At 61.4% G+C, this 22,668-nt stretch carries 18 protein-coding genes and 2 tRNA genes; 14 read left to right on the top strand and 6 right to left on the bottom strand.

Translation table 11 applies throughout. The features are described from left to right. The first annotated feature begins 84 nt into the window (after nt 1–84). The 4 genes from FHS83_RS03265 to FHS83_RS03250 all read left to right on the top strand — a co-directional run bounded on the left by FHS83_RS03265 (nt 85) and on the right by FHS83_RS03250 (nt 2,377). Nucleotides 85–669 carry a TetR family transcriptional regulator gene (locus FHS83_RS03265; protein ID WP_167080861.1) on the top strand — a complete coding sequence of 195 codons (585 nt, stop codon included), beginning with the start codon at nt 85–87 and terminating at the stop codon, nt 667–669. Nucleotides 670–794: 125 nt separating this feature from the next. Further along, on the top strand, nt 795–1,307 hold the full coding sequence (locus tag FHS83_RS03260) for a Dps family protein (RefSeq protein ID WP_167080859.1): 513 nt from the start codon (nt 795–797) through the stop codon (nt 1,305–1,307). Between the two features lie 2 nt (nt 1,308–1,309). Further along, complete coding sequence (locus tag FHS83_RS03255; RefSeq protein WP_167080857.1) at nt 1,310–2,212, top strand: pirin family protein; 903 nt, start codon at nt 1,310–1,312, stop codon at nt 2,210–2,212. A gap of 90 nt (nt 2,213–2,302) precedes the next feature. Beyond that, nucleotides 2,303–2,377: transfer RNA gene (locus tag FHS83_RS03250), tRNA-Gln, on the top strand. 92 nt (nt 2,378–2,469) lie between these two features. On the opposite strand, the gene FHS83_RS03245 is transcribed toward FHS83_RS03250, so the two are convergent. Further along, on the bottom strand, nt 2,470–3,366 hold the full coding sequence (locus tag FHS83_RS03245) for an AraC family transcriptional regulator (RefSeq protein ID WP_167080855.1): 897 nt from the start codon (nt 3,364–3,366) through the stop codon (nt 2,470–2,472). A gap of 147 nt (nt 3,367–3,513) precedes the next feature. On the opposite strand from FHS83_RS03245, the gene FHS83_RS03240 reads away from it, so the two are divergent. The 6 genes from FHS83_RS03240 (at nt 3,514) to FHS83_RS03215 (ending at nt 11,719) form a co-directional block, all read left to right on the top strand. Beyond that, nucleotides 3,514–4,467 (top strand): SDR family NAD(P)-dependent oxidoreductase, encoded by a 954-nt coding sequence (locus FHS83_RS03240; protein ID WP_167080854.1) that lies wholly within the window; start codon nt 3,514–3,516, stop codon nt 4,465–4,467. 207 nt (nt 4,468–4,674) lie between these two features. Next, nucleotides 4,675–4,751: transfer RNA gene (locus tag FHS83_RS03235), tRNA-Pro, on the top strand. Nucleotides 4,752–5,049: 298 nt separating this feature from the next. Further along, nucleotides 5,050–5,556, top strand: a complete 507-nt coding sequence (locus FHS83_RS03230) for a hypothetical protein (RefSeq protein ID WP_167080852.1) — start codon at nt 5,050–5,052, stop codon at nt 5,554–5,556. Next, nucleotides 5,553–7,532 (top strand): TonB-dependent receptor plug domain-containing protein, encoded by a 1,980-nt coding sequence (locus tag FHS83_RS03225; RefSeq protein ID WP_167080850.1) that lies wholly within the window; start codon nt 5,553–5,555, stop codon nt 7,530–7,532. Before FHS83_RS03230 ends, FHS83_RS03225 begins: the two co-directional genes overlap by 4 nt. A gap of 2 nt (nt 7,533–7,534) precedes the next feature. Further along, a complete protein-coding gene (locus FHS83_RS03220; protein WP_167080848.1) occupies nt 7,535–10,144 on the top strand; it encodes a hybrid sensor histidine kinase/response regulator in 2,610 nt (869 codons plus the stop codon). A gap of 66 nt (nt 10,145–10,210) precedes the next feature. Next, nucleotides 10,211–11,719, top strand: a complete 1,509-nt coding sequence (locus FHS83_RS03215) for an ArnT family glycosyltransferase (RefSeq protein WP_167080846.1) — start codon at nt 10,211–10,213, stop codon at nt 11,717–11,719. A gap of 62 nt (nt 11,720–11,781) precedes the next feature. On the opposite strand, the gene FHS83_RS03210 is transcribed toward FHS83_RS03215, so the two are convergent. Then, nucleotides 11,782–12,534 carry a TorF family putative porin gene (locus FHS83_RS03210; RefSeq protein WP_167080844.1) on the bottom strand — a complete coding sequence of 251 codons (753 nt, stop codon included), beginning with the start codon at nt 12,532–12,534 and terminating at the stop codon, nt 11,782–11,784. Between the two features lie 513 nt (nt 12,535–13,047). On the opposite strand from FHS83_RS03210, the gene FHS83_RS03205 reads away from it, so the two are divergent. Both FHS83_RS03205 and FHS83_RS03200 read left to right on the top strand, forming a co-directional pair. After that, complete coding sequence (locus FHS83_RS03205) at nt 13,048–13,680, top strand: histidine phosphatase family protein (protein ID WP_167080842.1); 633 nt, start codon at nt 13,048–13,050, stop codon at nt 13,678–13,680. A gap of 146 nt (nt 13,681–13,826) precedes the next feature. After that, a complete protein-coding gene (locus FHS83_RS03200) occupies nt 13,827–14,798 on the top strand; it encodes an L-lactate dehydrogenase (protein ID WP_167080840.1) in 972 nt (323 codons plus the stop codon). Here the strand turns inward: FHS83_RS03200 and FHS83_RS03195 are convergent, their stop codons facing one another. Continuing rightward, nucleotides 14,799–15,707, bottom strand: a complete 909-nt coding sequence (locus tag FHS83_RS03195) for an SDR family oxidoreductase (RefSeq protein ID WP_167080838.1) — start codon at nt 15,705–15,707, stop codon at nt 14,799–14,801. A gap of 242 nt (nt 15,708–15,949) precedes the next feature. On the opposite strand from FHS83_RS03195, the gene FHS83_RS03190 reads away from it, so the two are divergent. Then, on the top strand, nt 15,950–16,903 hold the full coding sequence (locus FHS83_RS03190) for an LOG family protein (protein WP_167080836.1): 954 nt from the start codon (nt 15,950–15,952) through the stop codon (nt 16,901–16,903). A gap of 14 nt (nt 16,904–16,917) precedes the next feature. Next, nucleotides 16,918–18,285: an MBL fold metallo-hydrolase RNA specificity domain-containing protein gene (locus FHS83_RS03185; protein ID WP_167080834.1), complete on the top strand. Its 1,368-nt coding sequence runs from the start codon at nt 16,918–16,920 to the stop codon at nt 18,283–18,285. 138 nt (nt 18,286–18,423) lie between these two features. Here the strand turns inward: FHS83_RS03185 and FHS83_RS03180 are convergent, their stop codons facing one another. The 3 genes from FHS83_RS03180 to FHS83_RS03170 form a co-directional block, all read right to left on the bottom strand. Next, nucleotides 18,424–19,680 (bottom strand): D-amino acid dehydrogenase, encoded by a 1,257-nt coding sequence (locus FHS83_RS03180; RefSeq protein ID WP_167080832.1) that lies wholly within the window; start codon nt 19,678–19,680, stop codon nt 18,424–18,426. A 57-nt stretch (nt 19,681–19,737) separates the two neighbouring features. Then, nucleotides 19,738–21,312 (bottom strand): bifunctional phosphoribosylaminoimidazolecarboxamide formyltransferase/IMP cyclohydrolase, encoded by a 1,575-nt coding sequence (purH, locus tag FHS83_RS03175; RefSeq protein ID WP_167080830.1) that lies wholly within the window; start codon nt 21,310–21,312, stop codon nt 19,738–19,740. Between the two features lie 81 nt (nt 21,313–21,393). Then, nucleotides 21,394–22,656 (bottom strand): adenosylmethionine--8-amino-7-oxononanoate transaminase, encoded by a 1,263-nt coding sequence (locus FHS83_RS03170; RefSeq protein WP_167080828.1) that lies wholly within the window; start codon nt 22,654–22,656, stop codon nt 21,394–21,396. Nucleotides 22,657–22,668: the final 12 nt, after the last annotated feature.

Here is a 22,668-nt window from a genome sequence, read left to right as displayed (position 1 = left end):
CCCCTGGGGCCAAAATTGGTCCCAGAGGGTAAGGGGGACGGGGCGGCTCGAATCACCTATCATGGCGGGATGAGCCGGCCTGATATGGCGTCGAAACGCAGTGAGCGGCGTGCCCGCGAATATAGCGCGACGCGCGCAGCCATTCTGGAAGCAGCCCGCCGTGTCGCCGCGCGCGATGGGGCCCGTGACCTGTCTTTGCGCGGGGTTGCTGCCGAAGCGGGTTTCGCACCTGCTGCCCTCTATTCCTATTTCTCCGGAAAAGACGAATTGCTTTTGGCGCTGGCGGCCGAGGATCTCTCGGGCGTGGCCCGTGCCATGCGCGGCGCTGCCGCCGATTGCGAAGGCCCCGGCAAACTCGCCGCCGCCGCCTCTGCCGCGCTCGATCTTTTGCGCAATACCGAAACCATCGCGGCGGGCTCGGCTGCGCTTCCTGCCAACGCAGGCACGGGCGAGGCGGAGCGCTTGTTCAATGGCCGTCTCATTGCCGCGCTGAAGGTTCTCTCCGAGGTTTCGGGGCAAACCTCCGACAGTCGCGAGTCGCAATGCGATGTCTTGCTTGTCGCCGCTACCTTGACTGGCCTCGCACTGCTCTCGCGCGCCGGGCGTCTGGAAGCTTTGGGCTTTACCACCGAAGAAATTTTAGCGCGGCTCGAAACGCGTTTTTCTTGAAACGCGCTGCGTAAGCTACCAATACCTTCGTTTAGGTTCCCTACCGTCGTGCAGAATATGCTTTGCAGCTGTCACGAAAACCCGCTGAAATCCTTTTGCCCCCGCTTTCAAGCAAAGGATTTTCGATGTCCGACCACAAGACCCGCCCCGCGCTTTCCACCCCGACCTCACTCGGCGCCAATGCCACCAAAGATGTTTCCGCCGCGCTGAACGCGCTGCTCGCCGATGTCTTCACGCTCTATCTGAAGACCAAGAATTTTCATTGGCACATGTCGGGTGCGCATTTCCGCGATTACCATCTTCTGCTCGATGAGCAGTCGGACCAGATCTTCGCCATGACCGACCCGATCGCGGAGCGCGTGCGCAAGGTGGGCGGCACCACGCTGAAATCCATTGGCCATATCGCGCGTATGCAGCGCCTTGATGATAACGATGCCGATTTCGTCACCCCGCTCGACATGCTGGCCGAGCTTGCCGATGACAATCGCCGTCTCGCCGATATCATGCGCGAGACGCACGAGCTGTGTGACGAGGCAAATGACGTGGCATCTACCAGCCTTCTCGAAAACTGGATTGACGAAACCGAACGGCGCGCCTGGTTCCTTTTCGAAACCACCCGCCATAGCGAGACCGCCTGAGTATGATTGACCTCATCATCCCCGCGCGCAGCAAAGACCTTGGCGGCGGCCTCAAAGTCGGCCGCATCCTGCCTTTTGCGAAGCGGCGGATGGTGGGGCCTTTCGTGTTTCTCGATCACATGGGGCCGGCGGATTTTTCGCCCGGCGATGGCGTCGATGTCCGCCCGCACCCCCATATCGGGCTTTCCACCATCTCCTATCTCTTCGATGGCGAGCTGCATCACCACGACAGCCTCGGCACGGTGCAGACCATTGTCCCGGGTGAGGTCAACTGGATGACCGCCGGGCACGGCATCGTGCATTCGGAGCGCACAAGGGCGGAGACCCGCGCCCATGGCTACCGCCTCGATGGCATTCAGGCTTGGGTGGCTCTGCCGAATGAGGCGGAGGAAACCGATCCGGCCTTCGCCCATATCGGTTCGGCCGATCTGCCGCGCTTTGAAGAGGGCGGGGCGTCTGGCACGGTGATCGCGGGCGAGGTCTATGGGCTTTCAGGCGTGAAGGGCCATTCGCCCTTATTCTATGTGCATCTTGAGCTTAGGCCTGGCGCCCGCTTCGCCTTGCCGACGGGGTATTCCGAGCGCGCCGCCTATGTCGCTCAGGGCGCGGTGCGCCTTGGCGATACCCGCCTTGAAACCGGCCATCTCGCGGTCCTCACCCCGGGCGGCGCTGATCTGATCGCGGAGGAGGGCCCCGCGCGGCTGATGCTTCTGGGCGGCGAACCGGTGGGAGAGCGCCATATCTGGTGGAATTTCGTCTCCTCAAGCCTCGACCGAATCGAGGCCGCCAAAGCGGATTGGAAGGCGGGTCGGCTGCCCCTGCCGCCCTCCGATAGAAGCGAATTTATCCCCTTGCCCGATGTCCCGCCGCCGCCGCCCCCGCCTGGCCCCACTGATCCGGTGTAAAATCGCGCTAAGGCTGTGAACTTGGGCGCATTTTGCGTCATTCCTCCGGTTGAAAGCGGCAAGGTCACCCAGTATGGTCCGCCCCCTCGTTGGGGCGTCGCCAAGTGGTAAGGCACCGGATTTTGATTCCGGCATTCCCAGGTTCGAATCCTGGCGCCCCAGCCAGCCGCCGCGAGCGATAGCGAGCGGAGGCTGTCCTCCGGAGCCTTGGCGAAGGCGGACTGAGCAACACAAGCTCGCTTCGGCTGGCTTACGCCCTACACCGCGTCTTCCATCCGCACCCCCTTCAGCCTTTGCGCGTCGCGCGCCGGGGGAAGGCCGAAGGCGCGGGCGTATTCGCGGCTGAACTGCGAGGGGCTTTCATAGCCCACTGCGAAAGCGGTGCGCGCCGCATCCGCATTGCTGGCCAGAAGCCGCCGCGCCTCCTGCAAGCGCAGCGCCTTTTGATATTGCAGCGGGCTCATCGCGGCGGCGGCCTTGAAATGGCGGTGGAAGCTTGCCGGGCTCATCCCTGCCATTTCGGCAAGATCGTCGATCCGCATCGGCTCGGCATAATGCTCTTTCAGCCACAGCATGGCGCGGCGCACCTGCGCGTGATGGCTGCCCGCGAAAGCGGCTTGGCGCAGCACCGCGCCTTGCGGGCCTTGCAGCAAGCGATAGAGGATTTCGCGCTCGATGAGCGGCGCCAGAACGGGAATATCCTCTGGCGTATCGAGCAGACCCAAAAGCCGTCCCCAGGCCGCAATCAGATCGTCGGTGACAGGATTCACGGCAAAGGCTGGCTGCTGACCCTCCTCTTTCACCGGCACGGCTGGCAACAAACTTGCCAAGCCTTCGAGGTCTATCGAGAGCGCCACACAGAGATAAGGCCGCTCCAGGCTCGCCCGGATCACCCGGCCCCTGCCAGCCAGCTCCATCGTCGCCACCAAATAACAGGCCTCGTCATAGTGGACGGTTTTGCCTCCGATGCTGGCTTCCTTGGCACCTTGCAGGACCATGCACATCATCGGGCGGAAGACCCCGCTCATGGGTTCCGTCGGCGCGTCATGGCGCACGACCCCGACCCTCGGCAGAGCGGTTTCGGAGGTCACGCCGCTTGGGAACCGCAGGGCAATCTGCCGTAAAGGGGCGAGGGCATCGGTTCGATCTGTCATGCCCCTAAGATTGGCCTCGCCACCCCCTCGTGCAAGCCCGTGAGAGGATTAGGCAAGAATTCGAGGCGATCAGGCGCCGGTTTTGCCCTGTTCCGACCCATTTTCCCTATGCGGCCGGAGAGACCGGCGGAACTTTGGGAGAAGAGTATGGAACAGCAATTCGGCGCCACATCGACCACCGACGAGGTCCTTTCCGGGATCGATCTTACGGCCAAGCGCGTGCTTGTCACCGGCACCTCGGCCGGGTTGGGCGTGGAAACTGCCCGCACCTTGAAGGCCCATGGCGCTCATGTTGTCGGCACGGCGCGCGATCTCGAGAAAGCAGAGCGGGCAGCCGCCCCTATCAGGGCCGAAAAGAACGGCAGCTATGAGGTGGTCCAGATGGACCTTGCCTCCTTGAAAAGCGTGCGCGCGGCGGCAGATGCGCTGGTCGCCCGCGGTGAGAAATTCGATCTCGTCATCGCCAATGCGGGCGTCATGGCCTGCCCGAAAAGCTTCACGGAGGATGGTTTTGAAACCCAATTCGGCACCAACCATCTGGGCCATTTCGTCTTCGTCAACCGCATCGCCGCCTTGTTCAATCCGGGATCGCGGCTGATCAACCTGTCTTCGGCGGGGCATCGCTATTCGGATGTGAATCTCGAAGACCCCAATTTCGAGCACAGCGAATATACCGAGTTCGGCGCTTATGGCCGCTCCAAGACCGCCAATGCCCTTTTCGCGGTGGAGTTCGACCGCCGCCATAAGGATAAGGGCATCCGTGCCGCCGCCGTGCATCCGGGCGGCATCATGACCGAGCTGTCGCGCCATATGCCGCCGGGCCGTCTAGAATCGCTGATTCAGGAGCTGAATGCCAGCCGCGCGCCGGACGAGCCGCCTTTCGTGCTCAAAACTATCCCGCAAGGCGCCGCGACCTCGGTTTGGGCCGGGGTGAAGGCGCCCGCAGATCTCGTCGGCGGCAAATATTGCGAGGATTGCCACGTCGCGCATTTCGAGAACTCGCCCGGCATTCGCTCTGGCGTACGCCCTTATGCCCTCGATGGCGAACACGCCAAAGCCCTTTGGGCCTTGAGCGAGGCCATGGTGGGCGAGGCGTTCTGAGCCGCTTTGCCGCGATAGTCCCGCGATAACGGGGCTTTCGCGCTTGAAAAGGAAGGGGCAGCCTCCCATGCGGCCCCTTTTTTGCGCATTTGGCGAAAACATCCCCAGGGTGCGCGAATTTGTAGGAAATCAGGCGCTTGCAGCCCTGAGACTCCCCCGCTATAACCCGCCCCCTTGCCGCGGCGCTACGTGCCGAAGGGCATCGGCCGGAGAGTAGCTCAGCCTGGTAGAGCACCACGTTCGGGACGTGGGGGCCGGAGGTTCGAATCCTCTCTCTCCGACCATTTTTCTTCAGAAGCACTGGTTCAGAACCCCTCGGCCGCGAAAGCGGTCGGGGTTTCTGCTTGCCCGCCTTTGCGCTTTGGCCCGATCCACGTCAATAAAGCACTCACAGATGTCAAAATCTGTCCCATCCGGGCTTGCGGCTTTAGGGTGGGCAGGGAAGCTTGCCGCTAGGCTGCTTTGGGTGCGGCACGGCTGGATCAAGCCGGGGCGAAAGCGATACGCGTGCGGGTCAATGAGCACAGAGGGGCGAAGGGAGCGGTCGCGCGGGTTTGCGCGGCTGTACTGGCGCTCGCGCTCATGGTTGAGCCCATCGCGGCGGCGTCTGCCTTTTCAGGCGAGGTAAGCCAAGCCGATCTGCAGGCCGCCTTGCGCTCGCTCGGATTTTTGACGGCGCTGGAGAAGCGCTCCGCCATTCAATTGGGCGTGGTGTATTCGTCCAACGATCCTGAAGCGAAGTCGCAAGCCCAGCGGGTGGCGGCGATGCTGGGCAAGCTTTCCGGGCCGGGCTCCGCCAGCGTGCAAGTGAGCGTCTTAAGTGTGCAAGAAGCGGCGCAATCGTCTCAGCATGTCGACGCGCTATACCTGCTGCCACTTCCTTACGACAGCGGCAAGGTAATCTCAGACGCCGTCAAGCGTCAGGGCGTGGTTTCGATTTCGCCGGACCCGGCCTGTCTCGAGATGAGTGCCTGCGTACTCTATGTGCAGACCCGACCGACAATGACCATCGTTCTCGATACTGCGCTGGCGCAGGCCGCGGGAGCGAGGTTCTCCACCGTGTTTACGATGATGGTGAAGCGCAGATGATGAAAAAGCTGACGCTGCCTTTGATGACTTTGCTCCTTGCTGGCGCCGCGCAGGCCCAGTCGATGGATTACGGCGCCATCGCGCAGCTTTTCGGGGAACCGGGCACCGCCAGCGCCACGGGCTCACCACAACGTGCCACCGATGTGCCAGCCAATATGGTGATCGTTACCGCAGATGAAATTCGCCGCTCGGGTGCGCGCGATATTCCGGGGGTGCTGCGCCATGTCGGCGGGGTGGATGTGCTGCAATGGGCGAATGACGATTACGACGTATCCGGTCGCGGGTATAATCAGGCCTATTCTGCGCGGACACTGGTTCTGGTCGATGGGCGGCAGGTCTATGCCGATTCTTTCGGCTTCACGCCGTGGAGCGCGCTGCCCGTCGAACTCAGCACGATTTCCCAGATCGAGATCGTCAAAGGCCCTAATGCGGCACTTTTCGGTTTCAATGCCGTCTCGGGGGTAATCAACATCATCACCAAAAATCCGCGCTACGGAAAATACTATTCACTCGTCGGCCGCTATGGCAGCCAAAGCCTGCGGGAAGGCTCTATTGCCACAAGCTTTGCGATTGGTGATCAGAGCTATCTGCGCCTTTCCGCGGGCCATCGCAGCGACAAGCCTTTTGGCACGGCCAACCCTTTGCCGGTGGATGGCTCGCCCAATCGAAGTAACGAGCGCACCGCCTTCAACGGCGATGCGGTATTCGCGCTGCCGCGGGATATCGAACTCGAAATCAACGCCAGCCATAGCGATGCCAAGCAGACGGAGGTCTCGGGCGGGTACAGTCTTCAGACCAGTCAATATTCCACCGCATCGCTTCTGGGGCGGATCAGCGCTGACACATCGCTCGGTCTTTTCAAGGCTACCGCTTATACCAATTGGTTCGACTGGTCGCGGGCTGTGGGGCCGGTGAATATTTCGCCGAAGCTCTCCAACACCGTCTCGGTTTTCCAGATCGAGGATCTATTCTCGCTGGCCGCCGATCACACCATTCGTCTCGCTGGTGAATATCGCCATAACGAGATCCGCACTCGTGATCGCGGCGAAGGCTGGATTGCGTTCGATGCGGGCTCGGCGTCGGCGATGTGGAATTGGCAGATTCTCTCGAATCTTTCGTCCACAGTTGCGCTGCGCTTCGACAGCATTGCCTATGATAACGTTCTCGCCAAAACGGCGCCGAGCCGGGTGGGCCCCTCGCTGCATGTCAACGAATGGAATTTCAATACCGGCCTGGTATGGAACGTGGACAATGCTGATACCGTGCGGTTTCTGGCGGCGCGCGGCGTGCAGCTTCCCAATCTCGTGCAGGTCTGGGATGCGGCGGTAGGTAAGGGGCCTGGCGGGGTCGGCAAGCCGCCCTTGGGTTTGGTGCCATCTACCGTCAATAATTTTGAGATTTTGTGGAACCACCGTTTCGAGATGCTGGATGCGCGGCTTCAGACGGCGATCTTCCATCAGGATACGTATGATGTGCTGTCGATCGGCAGCGGCACTTTCGATGCGCCCGGCACAGGCACGGCACCAGCCAATATAGGCTCCTCCCATGCCGATGGCTTGGAGATGGAATTGAATGGGAGGCTCAATGAAGCCTGGCGCTGGCAAGTCAGCTATCGCTTCGAAACCATCAAAGACAGATATGTGCGTACGCTCGGCCGCACCGATGTCGTCAGCTATCAGAACACCACGCCACAGCATGTCCTGAAGGCCGGTTTGGGATGGGATTTCGAGCGGATCAGTACCGATCTCTACATGAATTTCCAGTCGCAGTCGGGCGGGATGCGCAGAGTCGGAACCAAGCGTGTGTTGGTGCCGGTGGGCGCCTTTACCGCACTGGATGCACGGATCGCCTATCGTTTGACCGATCACATCTCTCTGGCGCTGTCAGGCCAGAACCTGTTCGATGATGTGCAGCAGCAGACCTCCGGCCCGAATGTCGAGCGGCAGTTCTTCCTCACGCTGTCTTTGCAAGGCTGAGCATGATGGGTGAGGACGATCTTTTCTGGCAGATCACGCTGGTAGAGGCCCTCCTCAACCTTGCTATCTTCGCCGCGGCGGTGATCGCTTATGGTCCGCTCAATATCGTAATGGCGATGTTGCGCGCCCGCACGCCTGTTCCTCAAGGCGCGGCCACCGGCATTCTTTTCGGCATCGCTACTGCGATCGCGCTGGTCTTGCCGATCCATCTTTCGGGCGGAGCGCCCACCGGCAGCCAGACGATTTTGATCGCGCTCGCCGGTCTTCTGGCGGGCCCCTTTGCGGCGCTGCTGGCTACCGCGATTGCCATGCTGGTCGAGCTTATGCCCCTCTTTCAAGGCGCCGGTCTCGATGGTTTCGCGGTTTCTGGCCTTTTTGCTGCCGCTGCCGCTGGCACGATCCTGCGGCTGGTGCTGAACCGCGTCTCAAAGCGCGACGATACCGCCTATTGGCATTTGCCGATCCTGGGCATGCTCTCCGCCGCGCTCGAGCTTTCGGTGCAGTATCATTTTCAAGGCCCCGCGCCAGCCTTGAGCTCGCTCGCACCCACGCTCATTGCGCATATTCTTGGCATCACCATCCTGGGCACCCTGATCTTGCATGAAACGCGCCGCCACGAGGCAGAGCAGCGCTTGCGCGCCTCCGAGCTCCGCCTTGCCAATCAGGCGCGCGAGCTTGCCCAACAAGCGCAGGAACTCGCCGCCGCGCGTGATGCCGCCGAGGCGGCCAACCGCACCAAGAGCGAGTTCCTCGCCAATATGAGTCACGAAATTCGCACGCCGATGAACGGGATTGTCGGCATGGCGGGCCTGCTGCTGGAAACCAAGCTTGATGACGAGCAGCGGCGCTATGCCGAAACCATGTGTGAATCCGGCGATGCGCTGATCGCCATCGTCAACGACATTCTCGATATCTCTAAACTCGAATCCGGCCGCTTCGAGCTCGAGAACATCGTCTTCAATCTCAGTGATGTTGCGGGCAAGGCGGCGCAGTTGCTCCTGCCCAAGGCGCGGCAGAAAGGCATCGATATGGGTGTCTTCCTGATGCCGGACGCCGAAGGCCTGTTCGAGGGCGATCCCACAAGGCTGCGCCAGATTCTGCTCAACCTCATCGGCAATGCGGTGAAGTTCACAGAGAAGGGGGCGGTGGTGCTCGACATCACGCCTTGTCAGATGGGCTTGCGCTTTTCGGTGATCGACACCGGCATCGGCATCGCCGAGGATCGCCGCCAGCGCCTGTTCCAGAAGTTCAGCCAGATCGACAGCTCCGTTACCCGCCGTTACGGCGGCACGGGGCTTGGCCTTGCCATCTGCAAACAGCTTGTGGAGTTGATGGGAGGCGCACTCGGGGTGAAGAGCGCGCCAGGCGAAGGCTCGGTGTTCTGGTTCGAGCTGCCGCTGCAGCGCTGCGCTCCGGCGCCTGCCGCGGCGTCGCTTCCCGAAGGGCTTTCTGCGCTGGTGGTCGATGAGGTGCCTTTGATGGCCGCCTGTCTGGCACGCCAGCTCCAGGCTTTTGGTCTTTCCGTCACCACCGCGCCGGATGCGCTCGCCGCCTTGTCGGCGATTGAGGTGGCGCGCAAAGCGGGGCGGGGTTTCGCCTTTGCGCTGCTCGATCATCGCATGCCGGATTTGACGGGCGATCGTTTGGCGGCGCGCATGCGTGCCGCAGGCACAGAGGCGCGGATCATTCTTCTCACCGCGTCTGGCCGCGATACGGTAGAGATGCCAGAGGCGCTCGATGCGGTTTTGGAAAAGCCGTTTTCGGGCGAGGAACTCGGTCGTGTCTTGCGGGCGCTCTTGGCTCCCGCCGCCCCCGCTCCCAAATCTCCTGCGGCCCGCCGGGCGCCATCGCATGACCCGCGTGAGGAAGGGCTCTACATCCTTCTCGCCGAGGATAATCGCGTCAATCAGGACGTCGCCCAGGCTATTCTCGCCCGCGCCGGGCATCGGGTTGATATCGTCGAGAACGGAAGGAAAGCGGTGGAGGCCGTACGCCGCAATCACTACGACGCGGTGCTGATGGATGTGCAGATGCCTGAACTCGATGGCATTGAAGCGGTGCGCCAGATCCGCGCCTTGCCGCCGCCCTTGTCCGAGGTGCCGGTGATCGCCATGACCGCCAACGCCATGGAAGGGGCGCGCGAGGAATATCTTGCCGCCGGCATGGATGACTACATCGCCAAGCCCATTCAGCCCAAGGCGCTGCTCAAGAAGCTTGAAGGTTATGGCGCGCTGCTGCCGGAAGAGGTTTCGGCCCAAGACGGCGAGCCCTTGCTCGATGAAGCCAATCTAGAAGACCTCAATGAGGCCGTCGAACTTGAAAAGACGGTAGAGTTCGTCAGCGTGTTTCTGTCCGATGCCGCGGAGCGCTTGGCCCAGATCGATACCGCGATGGGGGCTGGTGATCTTGAAACCGTCTCGCGCTGCGCCCATGCGCTGATCAGCATGGCAGGCACTTTTGGCGCGCGCGAAATGAGTGCCGCCGCCCGCCGTTTGGAAAAAGCGGCGAAAGCCGGGGATGGCGCGGCCGCACAAACCCTGTCCGCCGCGCTGACAGACATCGCCCGCAATACCGAAGCCGCCCTGAGGGATTGGATCACCCGGGCCGTTTAGGGCGTGCTTCTGGCCCAGCGCGCAGTTTAGCTGTTAACTGCGCAACATCACCATCGGGGGCCGGTCATGATCTTGCGCAAACAAAGCCTGACAGCACCTTGGTTTGTCCTGGCGCTTGTCACTTTCGCCATCCATCTTCTCGTCAATGGCGGCTATGGCATTTTCCGTGACGAGCTTTATTTCATCGTCTGTGGTCGGCGGCTAGATTGGGGCTATGTCGATCAGCCCCCGCTGGTGCCGCTGATCGCGGCTTGGTCCTATGCGTTTTCTGGCGATTGGCTGACGGGTTTTCGCTTTTTACCTGCGCTGGTGCTCGCCGCTACGGTGGCGCTCACTGCCGATTTTGCCCGTGTTCTTGGCGGCGGAAGATTTGCCCAGTCGCTTGCCGGGCTTTGTGCGCTTTGCTGTCCGTCTTTGCTGGCACAAGGCGTCTTCCTCACCACCGATCTATTCCAGCCCATCACCTGGCTTGGCCTCGGTTATGCGCTCGTGCGCCTGGATCAGACGAAGGACCAGCGCTGGTGGCTCGCGATCGCGCTGATCGCCGCGTTCAGCCTTTGGAGCAAGTACGCCATTATCTTTTTCATCGTCGGCCTGATACCCGGCCTTCTCCTGACGCCGCTGCGCAAGTCTTTCGCCAAGCCCTATATCTATCTCGCGGCCGCGCTGGCTTTGTTGCTTGTGCTGCCGAACATCCTCTGGCAGGCAAACCATCATTGGCCATTCCTGGAGCTTGGCTCCGCAGGCGTGCATGGCAAAAACCGCGTTCTCTCGTCTGCCGCCTTTTTTGGCCAGCAGCTTCTTATTATCGGCCCGCTGCTCGCGCTGGTTTGGATCGCGGGTCTGTGGCGCATGGCAAGGCATGAGTCTTGGCGCGCTTTTCCCGTGGCTTATCTAGTGCTGGCCGTGTTCTTCATCACCCAGCATGGCAAGGCTGGCTACATGATGCCCATCTATCCCATCCTCTTCGCGGGCGGGGCGCTGTTCTGGGAAGAGCTGCTGAAACCAGTTTGGGCGCGCGGGCTGGTGGCGGGGCTGGTGGCACTTTCCGGTATTCTTCTGGCGCCGCTCGCCATGCCCGTCCTGCCCGAGGAAAGCTACATCGCTTATGCTGATGCGCTCGGTATTTCGCCCAAGGCGACAGCGGGCGAGAATCTGAAACTCTCCCGTCTGCCGCAGCATTTCGCTGATATGCATGGCTGGCCTGAAATGGCGGCGAAAATCTCGGCGGCCTTCGCAAGGCTCACGCCCGAAGAGCGCAAACATGCGATTTTCTATGGCGATAATTATGGTGAAGCTGCCGCCGTGGATGTTTTGGCGAAAGGCCTTCCGCCCGCCCGCAGCGGGCACAACAATTACTGGCTCTGGGGTCCGGGCCCCGATAGTGCGCCGGTGGTGATCGAGATTGGCGGCACGCGCGAAGAGCATTTGCGCGATTTTGCCTCCGTCGAACAGGCGGGCTTTCTCGATGATCCTTACGCGATGCCCTATGAAACCAACCAGCCGATCTGGATCGAGCGCGGCTTCAAGCATGATCTGCAGAAAATCTGGCCACGCCTTAAACACTACGAGTAGACAGCAAAAAGCCCCGGAGGGAGAACCCACCGGGGCTTTTCGTATTCGCAGAGGTAAGACTATCAGCCGAACAGGTCGGAGATGTTGTAGGTCAGGTTCGCCTTGACCGTGTCATCGCAGGCATTCTTCGTGGCCATCCAGAAGGCTGTGCAGTCGGCAGACTTGATGTCGTTGCCGACATAGCGCACGTCGAGCGTCCAGGACTTATAGGTGAAGGTCGCGCCGAAATCGTAATGGGTATAGTCGGTCGGGGCCTTTTCCACCCACTGATGGCCGACCGTGCCGCTGATCGAGAGCCAATCGGTAAGCGCATAAGCCGCCGTGCCCGCGCCATACCAGCCGGTGCCGCCATTAAGGCTCCAGGTCGGCGAATAGGCGCCGGTGGCCGTCAGCGTCAGCTTATCGAAGGTGTGCGAGAGATAGCCCTGCATTTCGAAATAGGAGGCTTTGGGGCCGGTGCCGGCATTGTAGTCGGGATAGGAATAGTAATAGGCCTCGACGTTCAGATCCGTGCCGCCGAGATCGAAATGCTTGCCGCCGAAGAGGTCCAATTCATAAGAAGGGTTGTTGCCGCCCCAATTTGTTTTGGCCAGCCAAGTGCCAGCATAGAAGCCATAGGGGCCGGTCCAGTTGACCGAAGCTTCCGGGGTGACTTCCTTGCTGTTCTGGCTGATGCCGCGATAGCGATAATCGCTTTCCACCGCGACATAGGCCGAGAGTTTGCCGTAATCGACCGCATCGGCAGCCAGTGCCGGCGTCGCAGCAGCGGCCAAGGCCATAGCGGCAAAGGAAGCTTTCAGGCCAAAAGATTTCATGTCATCGCCCTCGAAATTGTTCTCACGCGCACGCTTGCCACGTGCGTGATGCCTACATGACGGAAACGGACCTACCCCTGGCAATATAAAAGGCGTAAGAAAACTGCCCAAAAACCAGCCCTGCGGATGGATTTGGCAGGTCGTTGTCCTTACGCCACAGGGGTGTGACGAGAATGTGAGCAATCGGCGCCCAATTTCGCGGCAAGCTCCCCCTGCCAAAGGGACCTGAACACACCCCAAATACGGGAATGTTTGTGCCGGAATGGGGCGGGATTCTCCTCCTGGTTCAGCTTTTCTGGGAGATTTTGACGGCGCGATGAAGTTTGCGGCGTGGTGGGGCCGCAGCAGCACTTACGGTCTTGCCTTTGTGATGGCGCTCGTTCATCACGGCATCCACGAAAGTCTTGCTGGCCGTGCGATGCAAAGGCACCCTGACATTTGCGATGATTTGTGCCGATGACGCCGCAAGGAGCCCCCATTAGCGCTAAACCTTCCGTTTTTGCGCGGGCCCGCATGCGCCTTGTCCGCCGGGTGCGCCGCCACCGCCAGCTTCTCGCGGATACAGAGGTGAAGCTGCTCCGCATTGTCTTGGTGCGCCATGGCAAGCCTGCGATCTCGACCGATCACAGAACCGGCCATCGCGGTTTCGCGCGCTATATCGATGCCTATGAGGCGGCCGGGCTGGATCCGCAAAGCGCCCCGCCGGAAGAGCTGCAGGATCTCGCCAAGGGCATCGGTGCCGTTTACACCTCGCACCGCCCGCGTTCGCAGGAGAGCGCCAAGGCGATCGCGCCCCATGCCGAGCTGTTGTCCGACACGCTGTTCGAGGAAGCCCCGCTGGCGAGCCCGCCTCTGCCGCTGATCAAGCTTGGCGTCCCGGCCTGGGCGGTGATGAGCCGCATCCTCTGGCATGCGGGCTACCACCCCGAAATCGAGAATTACCGCCGCTCAAAATCGCGCGCCAAAAAGGCCGCCGATCTGCTCACGGCCAAGGCCAAGGAAGATGGCACCGCCGTCCTCGTCGCCCATGGTTATTTCAATGCTATTATTGGGCGGGAACTCGCGCGCCGCGGCTTCACCAAAAAAGGCAGCCACCGCGTCCGCTTCTGGAACGCGGTGGTCTACGAACTGCCTGTGACGCAATAGCGGGCTGCCGTCTTTTCGCGATCTAGGCGCCTGTCACTGTCCCCAGTTCGTAAAAAGACACCACGGCCTGTGTGCGCTAGTCTTTCCCATTGCGGCCATCTGGCCGAGTACCCATCTTCATAGGGTCAGAGCATTGGAGAAAGCCCGTGAACCAGCATCATTGGAAGCCGCGCAAGGTGGTTATCGTCGGGGCCGGCAATGTCGGCTCGACCTATGCCTTTACCCTGGCGCTGCGGGGGCTCGCCGATGAGATCGTGTTGATCGATGCCAATCGCGATTTCGCCAAGGGCCAAGCGCTAGATATGATGCATGGCCAGGCCTTCTTTCCGTCGATCCAGATCCGCGAGGGCGGCCCGGCCGATTACACCGATGCGGCCCTCATCGTGATCACCGCGGGTGCCAAGCAGCAGCCGGGCGAAACCCGTCTCAGCCTTGTCCAGCGCAACGCCATCATCATCAAATCCTGCATGGATGAGATCGTGGCCGCGAAATCCGAAGCCGTGGTGCTGATCGTGTCCAACCCGGTTGATATTCTCACCTATGTCGCGCACAAGGTTTCAGGCTGGCCGCGTGGGCGGGTGATTGGTTCGGGCACCGTGCTCGATAGTGCGCGCTTTCGGCATCTCTTGGCCCAGCGCTGCAATGTCGACGTGCACAACGTCCACGCCCATATCATGGGCGAGCATGGCGATAGCGAGTTCGCGGCCTGGTCCATCACCAATATGGCGGGCATGCCGATCGATCATTACTGCGAGACGTGCGAGAAATGCCCCGAGCCCCGCCTGGGGCGCGATGAGATCGTCGCTGAGGTGCGCAATTCCGCCTATCACGTCATCGGCTATAAGGGCGCCACATGGTTCGCAGTGGCGCTCGCGCTCGCCGATATTTCCACCTCGATTCTGCGCAACCACCACAGCGTGCTCACCGTCTCCGCCGTGCTCGATGGCGAATATGGCGAGCATGGCGTTGCGCTTGGGGTGCCCTCGCTGATGAGCTGGCGCGGCGTGGACACGGTGCTACAAGTCGACCTGCCCGAAGAAGAAGCCGCCGCCTTGCACAAATCCGCCGCCACCCTGCGTGACATCATCGCCAGCATCGATATCCCGGAGCTGAAATAGTTAAGGCTGCCCGGCGCCGCCGGACGAGCCGTAGATCTGTCCGTTGGCATAGCTGGCATCTTCGGCGGCCAACTGCACATAGATGGAGGCGAGTTCGGCTGGCTGGCCTGCGCGGCCAAGCGGGGTCTTGCTGCCGAAATTCTCCACTCGCTCCATCGGCGAGCCGCCGGAGATTTGAAGTGGTGTCCACACCGGCCCTGGCGCCACGCCATTCACGCGGATGCCTTTCTCGCCCAACATCTTGCCCAGCGATTTGACGAAATTCATCGTCGCCGCCTTGGTCTGGGCATAGGCATAAAGATCCGGGGACGGATCATAGGCCTGTTCGGAGGTGGTGGCGATAATTACCGATCCTGGCTGCAAATGGGGCAGCGCCGCTTTGATGATCCAGAAGGGCGCGTAGATATTCGTCTTCATGGTGGCGTCGAATTCTTCGGTCGAAACCTCTTCCAGCGAGGCCGCGGTCTGCTGCCGCCCGGCATTGGAGATAATGATATCAAGCCCGCCCAGCACCGACACGGCCTGATTCACCAGCGCTTTGCAAAATGCCTCGTCGCGCAGATCGCCGGGTATGCCGGCGGCCTTGCGTCCTTCATTTTGGATCAGCCCGATCACCTCGCGCGCGTCGTCTTCTTCGCTGGGGTAATAATTGATCGCCACATCAGCGCCTTCGCGGGCATAGGCGATGGCGGCGCGACCGATGCCGCTATCGCCGCCGGTGATCAGTGCCTTGCGCCCGATCAAGCGTCCCGAACCTTTGTAACTTGTTTCGCCGTGATCCGGCTTCGGCTCCATCTTGGAGGCGAGCCCAGGCCATTCCTGTGTCTGGCGCTTATAGGGCGGCTTGGGATATTTCTCGCGCGGGTCCACCAGCACCGCCGAAACCAGGGTTCCCATCTGCCTGTCCATATCGCGCCTCCATTCAGATACCGGGGCACAACGCGGGAATCGCTCAGCTGTTGCGCGGCCTGCGCGCGATTGTCTCTTGTATTGCGACCGGGCAGCGCCAACATAAAGGTATCGCGTTGCCTCTTAAGCTCCGGGATTTGCGTGCCCCTTGCCAAACTTTAAGACGACCGCGTTCAGAAATGCTCCGCCCGCGCCGCGATCCTGCGTGCTATAGCTTCTCACCCTCCATTACGGTTTCCCGCATGTCCCGACATCCCGATAAGAAAGTTCCCCCTGTCGCCCATCCGACTGAGCGTGAGGAGCCGCTGCCCTCGCAGCATCCTAAGCCCCCTGCGGAGGACCCTTTGGCGCCGCAGCGCATCAAGGCGATCCTCAACAGCGCTTCGGCCCGGCGTGCCGATCTGGATCTGGATTTCATTGCCTCGGCGCCTTTGCGGGGCCTGCGTTTGCAGCTCGATTATCTGAAACCGGAATTGTGCCTCACCGATGCGGGCATCAATAATTCCATCGTGGTGTTCGGCTCTACACGGCTCTGTGAACCTTCCGCAGCCCGCCGCACCGTGACCACTCTGAAGGCCGCTCTCGAAGACGAACCTGGCGACGAAGACCTCAAGCGCCGCCTTTCTGTGGCCGAACGCATTCTGGAAAACTCGCGCTATTACGATGTGGCGCGCGAGTTCGGACGCTTGGTCAGCGAGACCAACAAAAAGCCCGAAGGCCCGCACTGCACGGTCGTCACCGGCGGCGGCCCCGGCATCATGGAGGCGGCCAATCGCGGCGCTTTCGATGCAGGCGAAAATTCAGTCGGTCTCAACATCTCGCTGCCGCATGAGCAATATCCCAACCCTTACATCACGCCCGGCCTCTGCTTCAATTTTCACTACTTCGCCATGCGCAAGCTGCATTTCATGAAGCGTGCCCGCGCGCTGGTGGCATGCCCTGGTGGCTTCGGCACTTTCGATGAGCTTTTCGAAGCGCTGACCTTGGTGCAAACTCGCAAGATCAAGCCGATCCCGATCGTGCTGGTGGGCGAGGCCTATTGGAAAGCCGCGGTGAATATTGATTTCCTCGCCGCCGAAGGCGTCATCGCGCCGGAAGACAAGAACCTCTTCTGGTATGCTGAAACGGCGGAAGAGATCTGGAACGGCATCCTGCATTGGTACGATAAGAGCGGCAAACCCTTAAGCGCCTACTGACATGGGAGGGGCGGATGAAGCTGTCTTTTCATGGAGCAAACCGTGATGTCACGGGCTCCTGCCATATGGTGGAAGCCTCCGGCAAACGCATCCTGATCGATTGCGGCCTGTTCCAGGGCTCGCGCGAACTCGATGAAGAGAATACGGCAGATTTCGGCTTTGATCCGCGCGAGATCGACATGGTGCTGCTCACCCATGCGCATCTCGATCATTGCGGGCGCTTGCCGCTGCTGGTGAAGCGCGGCTTTTCGGGCGAGATCATCTCCACCGCCGCGACGGCAGAACTCGCCCGGTTAGTGATGGTCGATAGCGCCCATCTGCAGGAGGAAGATGCGCGTTTCGCCGCCAAAAAGCGTCGTCATCACGAGGCCCGGCCGCCGCTTTATACCATCCTCGATGCCTTGAACGCGACCTCGCTCTTCTCGCGGCCCGCGCGCTATGGTCAGCATGTCGAGCTTGCACCTGGCCTCACCGCAACCTTCAGCGATGCCGGTCATATCCTCGGCTCCGCCAGTATTTTGTTGCAGCAGAAGGGCGGGGCGTCGGTTCTCTTCTCCGGCGATCTTGGCAAGCGGGAAAATCTCTTGCTGGCGGGGCCGTCTCAGCCGCCGCGCGCCGATGCGGTGGTGATGGAAACCACCTATGGCGACCGCGATCACAGATCCCTCGATCCTTCCATTGGTGAGTTCTACGCGGCCGTGGCCTCGGCCTTTCAGCGCGGCGGCAATGTGGTGGTGCCGACCTTCGCGCTGGAGCGTGCGCAGGAACTGCTCTTTGTCATCGCCAAGGGCCTCGAACAAAATCTTCTGCCGCGCCACACACGCGTCTATCTCGATTCCCCCATGGCGATTTCCGTCACCGAGATCATGGAGCGCAACCTCGCCCTCTTGCAGCCCGATATCGCCAAGGCGATCCGCAAGGGGCACGATCCCTTCCATTTCGAAGGCCTCTCCTTCACCCGCGAGCGCAAGCACTCCCAAGCGATCAATGAGGTGAAAAGCGGTGCCATCATCATGGCGGGTTCGGGCATGGCGACCGGCGGGCGCGTGCGTCACCACCTTTTCACCAATCTCGCGCGCCCGGAATCGGCGGTGGTGTTTGTCGGCTATGCGGCTGGCGGCACGCCCGCGCGGCGCATCATCGATGGCGCCAAGGAAATCGGCATTTTCGGCGAGCGCATTCCGGTGAAAGCCTCGGTGCACACCATCAACGGTTTCTCCGCTCATGCCGGGCGCGGCGATCTTCTGGCGTGGCACGCGCACACCGGCGCCGCCCGCACCTTCCTCGTCCATGGCGAAGAGGCGAGCATGCAGTCTTTCGCGCAAGCCCTGCACGGCACAAAAATCGACATGCCCACGAAAGGCGCGGCGTATTCGCTATAACCCTTATCGTCATGGCCGGGCTCCGACCCGGCCATCCAGAGGGCGAGAGAATCTGGCAAAGCGCAGCATGGTGAAGGCATGGATGGCCGGGTCGGAGCCCGGCCATGACGGAAAATTGGGGAGTAGGAATCCTGACGCTTAGCCGAACCTGTCGAGCCCGAGCCCGCTCATATCGATCTCGGGTTCGCGGCCCGAAATCACATCGGCGAGCGCCTTGCCGGAGCCGCAGGCCATGGTCCAGCCGAGCGTGCCATGGCCGGTGTCGAGATAAAGGTTCTGGATCGGCGTCTTGCCGATGATGGGCACGGAATCGGGCGTGGTCGGCCTCAGCCCCGCCCACAGCGCCGCGTGTTCGTAATCGCCCGCGCGCGGGAACAGCGCCTTGGCACCGCGAATGATCGCTTGAGCGCGCACCTCATCCATGGCATCGCTCCAGCCCGAAAGTTCCGCCGTGCCCGCACAACGCAAGCGCTCGCCTAAGCGGCTGAAGACGAGCTTGTGCTCATCATCGGTGATGCTCACCCGCGGCGTATGCGCGGGCTCGCGCACATCCAGCGTCGCCGAATAGCCTTTGGCGGGATAGAGCGGCAGGTTCAGCCCCAGCGAGGCGGCGAGCGGTTTGCTCCAGCTTCCCATGGCGAGCACAAAGGCATCGGCCTTGATCGGCCCTTTATCAGTGATCACCGCCTCAATGCGGTCGCCCTCGCGCGCGAAACCCATCACGCTGGTGCCATAGCAAAACAGTACGCCGAGCTTTTCGGCCTTTGCCGCCAGTTCCACGGTGAATTTATGCGCATCGCCGGATTCATCATCAGGCGTGAAGATCGCGCCTTTCAGCTCCGGCGCCGCATCGCTCAACGCAGGCTCAATCGCCAAGGCTTCAGCCACGCTCTTGGTCTCGCGCTTCAGCCCCAAGGCATTCATCATCTCGGAGGTCTTCAGCGCATGCTCCAGCGCGCGTGTGTCACGATAGACATGCAGAATGCCGCGGGTCTCCGCGTCGTAAGAGACGCCGGTATATTGCCGCAAAGCCTGCAGACACGCCCGTGAATAGATCGCGACCCGCAAGGTGCGGTCGGTATTGATCTTGGTGCGCCCCGGCGTGCAGTTGATCAGAAAGCGCACCAGCCAGGCCCAAAGCGCGGGATCATAGCGCCACCATTTGAACACCAGCGGCGCATCGCGGCGGCCCAGCCATTCCAGCGCCTTGAAAGGAGTCTCGGGATTGGCCCAGGGCTCGGCATGGCAGGGTGAGACTTGCCCGCCATTGGCAAAGCTCGTCTCCAACCCCGCGCCGGGCTGGCGCTCGACCACAGTCACATCATGGCCGCTCTCGGCGAGATACCACGCGGCGGCAGTGCCAACCACGCCTGCACCCAAAACCACGATCTTCACAGGACCAAGACTTTCTCCACTACCGGTCCAGCTATACCGCCGCTTGCAGGACCCGCGTCAGTGCCGGAAATGCCGCATGCCGGTGAAAGCCATCGAAAGCCCCGCCTCATCGGCGGCTGCGATCACTTCATTGTCGCGGATCGAACCACCCGGCTGGATCACGCAAGAAGCGCCCGCTTCGGCGATCTCGATCAACCCGTCGGCAAAGGGGAAGAACGCGTCAGAGGCCGCTGCGGATCCCTTGGTCTTGGGCTCGGGCCAGCCCGCGGTCTTGGCGGCCTGCCGGGCCTTCTCGGCGGCGATGCGGGCCGAGTCGACACGGCTCATCTGGCCCGCGCCGATACCTGCGGTGGCAAGGTCCTTGGCATAAACGATGGTGTTGGATTTCACATGCTTGCCTACGGTGAAGGCAAACAGCATGTCGGCGATTTCCGCTTCGCTCGGCACCCGCTTGGTGACGAATTTCAGCTCCGCCTTGGTGACGCGGCCATTATCGCGGGTCTGCACCAGCATGCCGCCGGAAACGGACTTATAGGTCAGGCCCGGCTTCATCGGATCAGGCAGGCCGCCCGCGATCAGAAGGCGCAGGTTCTTCTTCGCCGCCAGAATTTTGCGCGCATCTTCATCGGCATCCGGCACGATGATCACTTCGGTGAAGAGGTGCGAAATCAGCTCCGCCGTTTCACCATCGAGCTTGCGGTTGAAGGCGACAATGCCGCCAAAGGCCGAAACCGGATCGCAAGCCAGCGCCTTCTCATAGGCATCCTTCAGGCTGGTGCCCAGCGCCACGCCGCAAGGATTGGCGTGCTTGATGATGGCGCAAGCGGCGCGCTCCGCCGGATCGAACTCCGCCACCAGCTCATAGGCCGCGTCGGTGTCGTTGATGTTGTTATAGGAGAGTTCCTTGCCCTGCACCTGCTCGGCATTGGCAACGCCCGGGCGCTTCTCGCCGGTGACATAGAAAGCGGCGTCCTGATGCGGGTTCTCGCCATAGCGCAGCGACTGGCGCAGCGCGCCTGCAAACGCACGGCGGCGCGGTGGCTCTTTCGTATCAAGCTGGGTCGCAAACCAATTGGAGACGGCGGCGTCATAAGCCGCGGTGCGCGCATAGGCGGTCTGGGCGAGGCGGCGGCGTAAGCTGAGCGTCGTGTCGCCTTTGTTGGCGTCCATCTCGGCCAGCACCACAGCGTAATCTTCCACATCCACCACCACGGTGACGAATTCGTGGTTTTTGGCAGCGGAGCGCGTCATCGCCGGGCCACCGATATCGATATTCTCGATCACCTCATCGAACTCGGCGCCTTTGGCAACCGTGGCTTCGAAGGGATAAAGATTGCACACCAACAAATCGATGCCCTTGATGCCGTGCTCTTTCATGGCGTCGGCATGCTTGTCGCGCAGCCCCAGAAGACCGCCATGCACGATCGGGTGCAGCGTCTTCACGCGGCCGTCCATCATCTCAGGGAAGCCAGTGATCTCGGAAACGTCCTTCACGGCAAGGCCCGCATCGCGCAGCGCCTTGGCGGTGCCGCCGGTGGAAATCAGCTCCACCCCATGTTTGGCGAGGCCTTGCGCAAACTCGACCAGGCCGGTTTTGTCGGAAACGGAAAGCAGCGCGCGGGCAATCGTCATGGCAACTCGCACAGGTTAGGGGCGTCCGCGGTTCTGATACTGCGCTTGGGCGAAGAGGGGAAGGAAAAACCCAGGAAACTCTCAGGCAACGCCGGATTTCAGCACCTTTTCCACCGCTTCGGTCAGCCGGGAAAGGTCGTTTTCGGCGATGGTGAGGGCGGGGGTCAGGTAAACCACATTGCGCAAGGGGCGAATCCACACCCCTTCGGCGACGAATCGCTGCCGCAAGCCTTCCAGATCGGCGATCTTTTCTAATTCCACTACGCCGATGGCGCCGCGTACCCGCACGTCCACCACACCGGGAAGCGACAGGCAGCGGCCCAACTCCTGGCTCATCTGTTTGCCAATTTCATTGGCGGCGAGGACGCGATTCTCTGTTTCGAACAGGTCCAGGCTGGCATTGGCGGCGGCGCAGGCCATAGCATTGCCCATGAAGGTGGGCCCATGCATCAGCGCATGAAGAGGATCATCCGACCAGAAGGCGGCGAAGACTTTTTCGCTGGCAACGGTGGCCGCGAGCGGCAGCACCCCGCCGCTCAGCGCCTTGCCGATGGTCATGATGTCGGGAACGACTTCCGCCGCTTGGCTCGCGAACATCACGCCGGTGCGCCCGAAGCCGGTGAAAATCTCATCAAAGATCAACAAGAGGTCATGCTTGTCGGCCAGTTTCCGCAAGCGCTGCAGCGTCTGCTCATCATGGAACAGCATCCCGCCCGCGCCTTGTACCAATGGCTCCACAATGATGCCCGCGATCTCGCCTGCATAATCGCCCAGGAAACGGTCCAGCGCATCTTCGCTTTCGCCATCGCGCGGCAGCTCGCAGATGAACTGTTCGGCCAGCGTGCCGGAAAAGAGGCTATGCATACCTTCTTCGGGATCGCACACCGCCATGGTGGCGAAGGTATCGCCGTGATAGCCGCCCTTGAAGGCAATGAATTTGGTGCGCTTACGAACGCCCTGATTCAGCCAGTATTGCACCGCCATTTTCATGGCGACTTCCACCGCCACCGAGCCCGATTCCGAAAAGAACACGCGGTTCAAATCGCCCGGCAACAACGCCGCCAGCCGTGTCGCCAGCTTCGCTGCCTGTTCATGCAGAAGCCCGCCCAGCATAATGTGGGGCATGGTCTTAGCCTGATGGATCAGCGCTGCTTCGATATGGGCATGGTTATAGCCATGCACCGCCGTCCACCAGCTCGCGATGCCGTCGATCAGCACGCGGCCGTCTTTCAGGAAAATGCGGCTGCCATCGGTCATGGCGACGGCCAGCGGCGGGGCAGCCGTTTTCATCTGGCGATAAGGCATCCAGATGGCGTTCATTCCTGTTTCCACCCAGTCGCTCATGCCCTGATAACG

The sequence above is a fragment of the Rhizomicrobium palustre genome (genome assembly GCF_011761565.1).
In the GTDB taxonomy this organism is placed as follows: Bacteria; Pseudomonadota; Alphaproteobacteria; order Micropepsales; family Micropepsaceae; genus Rhizomicrobium; species Rhizomicrobium palustre.
This window is presented reverse-complemented; position numbering and strand designations above follow the sequence as displayed.